The organism is Gilliamella sp. wkB108 (assembly GCF_001690195.1).
Classification (GTDB): domain Bacteria; phylum Pseudomonadota; class Gammaproteobacteria; order Enterobacterales; family Orbaceae; genus Gilliamella; species Gilliamella apicola_L.
Map to the genome: position 1 here is coordinate 1 of NZ_LZGM01000055.1, position 4,966 is coordinate 4,966.

4 protein-coding genes and 1 riboswitch are annotated in these 4,966 nt (G+C 33.4%); all 4 genes read right to left on the reverse strand.

Annotated features, from left to right (window positions below; all coding sequences use genetic code 11):
• Positions 1-52 precede the first annotated feature (52 nt).
• From A9G11_RS05710 to thiB, 4 genes are read right to left on the reverse strand one after another with little or no spacing between them, the layout of a single operon-like run.
• Complete coding sequence (locus tag A9G11_RS05710; RefSeq protein WP_065618540.1) at positions 53-1,252, reverse strand: MalY/PatB family protein; 1,200 nt, start codon at positions 1,250-1,252, stop codon at positions 53-55.
• 59 nt (positions 1,253-1,311) lie between these two features.
• Positions 1,312-2,013 carry a thiamine ABC transporter ATP-binding protein ThiQ gene (gene thiQ / locus A9G11_RS05715; protein WP_065618541.1) on the reverse strand — a complete coding sequence of 234 codons (702 nt, stop codon included), beginning with the start codon at positions 2,011-2,013 and terminating at the stop codon, positions 1,312-1,314.
• On the reverse strand, positions 2,000-3,568 hold the full coding sequence (gene thiP, locus A9G11_RS05720) for a thiamine/thiamine pyrophosphate ABC transporter permease (protein WP_065618542.1): 1,569 nt from the start codon (positions 3,566-3,568) through the stop codon (positions 2,000-2,002). Before thiP ends, thiQ begins: the two co-directional genes overlap by 14 nt.
• A gap of 14 nt (positions 3,569-3,582) precedes the next feature.
• Positions 3,583-4,578, reverse strand: coding sequence for a thiamine ABC transporter substrate binding subunit (gene thiB, locus A9G11_RS05725; protein WP_065618543.1), 996 nt, complete (start codon positions 4,576-4,578; stop codon positions 3,583-3,585).
• A 41-nt stretch (positions 4,579-4,619) separates the two neighbouring features.
• Positions 4,620-4,727: riboswitch (TPP riboswitch) on the reverse strand.
• Positions 4,728-4,966: the final 239 nt, after the last annotated feature.

A 4,966-nucleotide genomic window follows, 5' to 3' on the forward strand; every position in this document is an offset into this window, starting at 1 on the left:
GCAAAGCTTCATAAAAAAACAGTAACTAAAAGAACAAAAAAATATATATAGTTTAGTTACTTTGTTGCTGCATTCTTTTTTGCATTGCCAGTAATAAACGATTTAATCCAGCTTGTAAAATAGCTGTTGGGCAAGCAATATTAATACGTTCAAAACCTTCACCTTGACGACCAAAAATATAACCTTCATCAAAAAACAATTCAGCTTCTTGCTTTAGAAACTGTTCTAAAGCTTTTGGTTTCATACCTAAACTACGAAAATCTAACCACTGTAAATAAGTGCCTTCTAAATCATAAACTACGATATCAGGAAGATTTTTAGCAAAAAAATCTTTAACGATGAGATGATTTTTATAAATCAACGCAATAAATTGCTCAAGCCATTGCTCACACTCATTATAAACAATTTCACAAGCTTTAAAGCCGAAGATATTCAAAGTATGAAAACCATTTTGATTAATATAATTTTGGTATTTTTGTCTTAATTGCTCATTGGGAATAATGATATTTGAAGTTTGTAAACCTGCCAGATTAAAAGATTTACTTGGCGCAGTACAAACGATCACATTATTTTTAATTTTTTCAGATAATGTGGCAAATACATGATGTTGATATTCAGGCATAATCAAATCAAAATGGATCTCATCGGAGATGATTAACACATTATGTTTCAAACAGATTTCCCCTACCTTATTCAACTCTTGCTTAAGCCAAACACGGCCAACAGGATTATGCGGACTACAAAAGATGAGCAATTTATTTTGCGGATCACGGGCTTTGGCTTCCAAATCATCAAAATCAATTTCATACTTACCATTACTACTTATTTTTAAAGGGTTATTTATGACTTTTCGTTTAGTGTTTTCGATGCTAGCCGAAAATGGATAGTAGACAGGAGGCATGATAATAACGCCATCATTTTTATGAGTATAAGTCTTAATTGCGTTATAAATCGCAGGAACAACGCCGGGTGAAAGCACTATCCAATCTTTTTCGATAGACCAATGATGTTTCTTATGCATCCAATCTATCACTGATTGGTAATAACTTTGTGTTGCATTGGTATAACCAAAAACAGCTTCACCAACAAAACGTTGCATCGATTTAACTAATTCAGGCGGAGGTAAAAAATCGACATCAGCAACTGAAAATGGAAATACATCTTGGGATACATCCGGTTTATCAGCAATCATTTGTTGCCACTTCGATGATCCTTGAGCTAATCGATTCAATGCCTTATCAAAGTTATACATATTTTACCTCCTATATAATTTTATTAGCTAATTATAGATTAATCATGCATAACTTTCACTTAATGATTAAGCCCCAATAACTTTGCAATGGGTCTATTTTTTGGCTCTGTCAGTTGGTTAGGTGAAGAGTTAAAAATAATTTTCCCATTATCTATGACTAAACAACGTGAAAAATAACTGAGTGAGTCATCAAGATAATGCGATACCATCATTAAAGTCAAATTAAATTCAGTGCAGATCTGCGTAACCAATTCAAGCATTTCAAACCGTAACGCCTGATCGAGCGCAGAAAAAGGCTCATCTAATAATAAAATGGGACGGCGTTGAATCAAACATCTAGCCAATGCCACTCGCTGACGTTGTCCGCCCGAAAGCTGATCCGGATAACGTTTTGTAAATCCTTCCAGCCCAACTTTTGCTAAAATATCACCAATAATCTCCTGCTCTGTAGAACTTATTTTTATAGAAGGTTTAATTCCCAGTGCAATATTTTGTTCAACCGTAAAATGACTGAATAGATTATTATGTTGAAACAGCATTGAAACAGGTCGCTTTGCCGGAAGCTGAGCGGTGACATTTTGATTATTGAGAATAATTTCCCCTGATTCAGGAAAAATAAATCCAGCAATCAAACTTAATAATGTACTTTTTCCTGCCCCACTAGGACCAACAATAACCACACGTTCCTTTGGATTTATTCCTATGTCAAAGTACATATCTAAATTATCATATTGATAATTAATTTGTTTAAGTTCGATCATAATCTATCACAACCAATATACTGAATGATAACACTAACAAAAACGAAGCTGTCACTGTTGCTTGTTGATGATGATAATGGGATATCTGTTCATATAAATAGTAAGGTAAGGTGATTACCCCTTGTCCACCAAATAGCGCAATAATACCAAAATCACCTAAAGATAAAATAGTTGCATAAGCAAAACTCATGGTTATTGAGCGTCTTAATCCTTTAAATTCAATTAAATAAAAATGTTTAAAACCCGAAATACTTAATGATTGAGTCAGTTGCCAATAACGTGAGGTTATATCATACATGGGCGTAGCTAGATTTTTTAATAGATAAGGTAACGCCATTAATGCATTACAAAATATCATCAATAGACAAATAACTACAGAATTCTTGACATAATCAAATAGTGATAAAAAAAGACCGGATGCTAAAACCATACTTGGAATAGCTAAGATCAACGAACCGACTAGCATAAAATGATTGCTCAATGTAATCTGCCCAATCACAAGTAATCGGCTGTTAGTCCAAAGCAGCAAGCAAGCCAAAATTATGGCAATGATTGCCGAACCTAAGGCAATTATAGTTGAATACATCATCGCCTGTTTAAACGTCGCAGTAAGTAATGAGAACTGGAAAGCATAGATCCCTTCGACCAGTATGGTTATCATCGGCATAAGAATAAATAACCCTCCTAACACAACTATTACAGCACTAATGATTTGCAAAATATTAGAAACAGGTAAGTTATATTCCTTATTGGTAAACTGAACATTTAGTTTTTTGATACGATTAATTTTTTGCATCATCCACATAAAAACAAGACAACACAACAACTGTATCCCCGAAAGTAGTACAGCTTGTATCAATTCAAAACTGCGAATTGATTGATATATTGCCACTTCGATCGTCGTATATTTGGGACCGCCCCCTAATGCAAGTACTATGGCAAAACTAGAAAAACACAACATAAAAATTAAAGATGCAATAGGTAATAATTGACGCCGTATTAACGGCCATTCAACCAATTTAAAAAAATCAAAGTTAGTAAAATTAAGCTGAGATGCAAGTTGTTTCTGCTCTATGGGTACACTTATTATTGTCTGATAAAATAAACAACAGGCATAAGGGAAATTCAAAAACAGATGCGCTAATAATATCCCTTGTAATCCATAGATAGACAAAGAAAAAGGCATGTTAAAATAATGGAAGATTTGTGTAACAATACCATGCTGACCATAAACAGATAATAGTCCGGTTACCACGACTAAAGACGGTAAAATAAACGTAATAGGCATAATTCGCAATAACCATGATTTGCCACGAAAATTAATCATTGATAATGCTTTAGCTAATAAAATCGCAAAAAATACAGAAAGCAAGGTAGATAATATGGCTTGATAAACAGTTATCCAAATTATATGAATCAGATAACTATCTAAATAAATAGCTGAATTATCTGTGTGAATGGCAAAAAAACAAAGAGATCCAAGTGCAGTGCCTAGCATAATTAAAATTATGCTAGCAACACTTAAACCGGGAATTAATGTTTTAAAATTTAACATCAGACCTAATTAATTTACTTACTCACAGCAGATTGCCATTCGCGTAACCACGTTTTTTGACTTTTTTCTACATGAGCTGAGCTAAACTCTAACGGTTTATCAATCGGATTAATCTGTTCATAAGCCTCTGGTAAGGTGGTATTAACAATTGGATACATCACATTTTTTTCAGCAAATTGACGTTGTACTGCTGAGGTTAAGAGATAACGTAAAAAACTTCGAGCTAGTTGCGGTTGTTGGGTATATTTGATGATCCCTGCAATTTCAACTTGACGATAATGGCCTTCATCAAAAATAGCCGCCTCATAACGATGATTATTATCATTCATTATATGAGCAACTGGCGAGGTACTATAGCTTAAGACAAAGTCAGCTTCACCTTTTAAAAACATACTATAAGCCTCACCCCAGTTTTTAGTTACAGTAATGGTATTTTTAGCTATTTTTTCCCACGCAGTATTAGCTTCATTACCATATACTTTTTTAACCCAAAACAGTAAACCTAACCCCGGTGTACTGGTTCTTGGATCTTCATAAATAATCTTCCAATTTGGTTTATTATCGACAAGTTCATGTAAACTATGAGGTGGATTTTTAATCTTATCTTTATTATAGATAAAAGCAAAATACCCAAAATCATAAGGCATAAAATCGCTGTCCCACCAATCTGTATTAAGATTATCAGGTTTGGTAATTTGATGAGGTATCACAATATTCGCCATTTTTGCTTGTTCTAGCAAATTATTATCTAATCCTAAAACAACATCGGCGTTGGTTCTATCACCTTCCAATCGAATACGGTTTAAGATCGAAACACCATCACCAATAGTAATAATATCAAGCTGGCAATGACATTGTGCTTCAAAACCTCGTTTGATTGACTCACCCGGCCCCCATTGTGACATAAAGGAATTATAACTATAAACAGTCAATGTTGGTTGTGCATTAGCTGAATTAATAAAGAAAAAAGTAACAAATAAGCAGGATAATAAAAATTTAATATGAAACATTTTGTCCCCCAACATAGTGAATAAAAGACAAAAGGCTTGAGCAAAAACGATAACTCAAATCCCTCCGCTGGCATGATCCAGTTCAGGTTCGACGGGTTACATTAAATCACTTAACATTCTCAGCCCTAATGGCACCCCGTTGAGAACAATAAATAGTGTAGTTCTTACAAATACAATTGTAAACAGCCTTCATCGTGATAAATAAGCTAAAAAGCAATATGAGTTAATCTAAATTTCGATTATTAATGCCGACTAATACCGAAATAAAAATCTAAGTTAGATCTTTTATAAGGTGATACAGAGATTTTTGTTTTGTTTTGTTTTGTTTTGTTTTGAATAGAAAATAAACAAAATTTAAAGAGAAAATATTCCTTTGGTATATATTAAA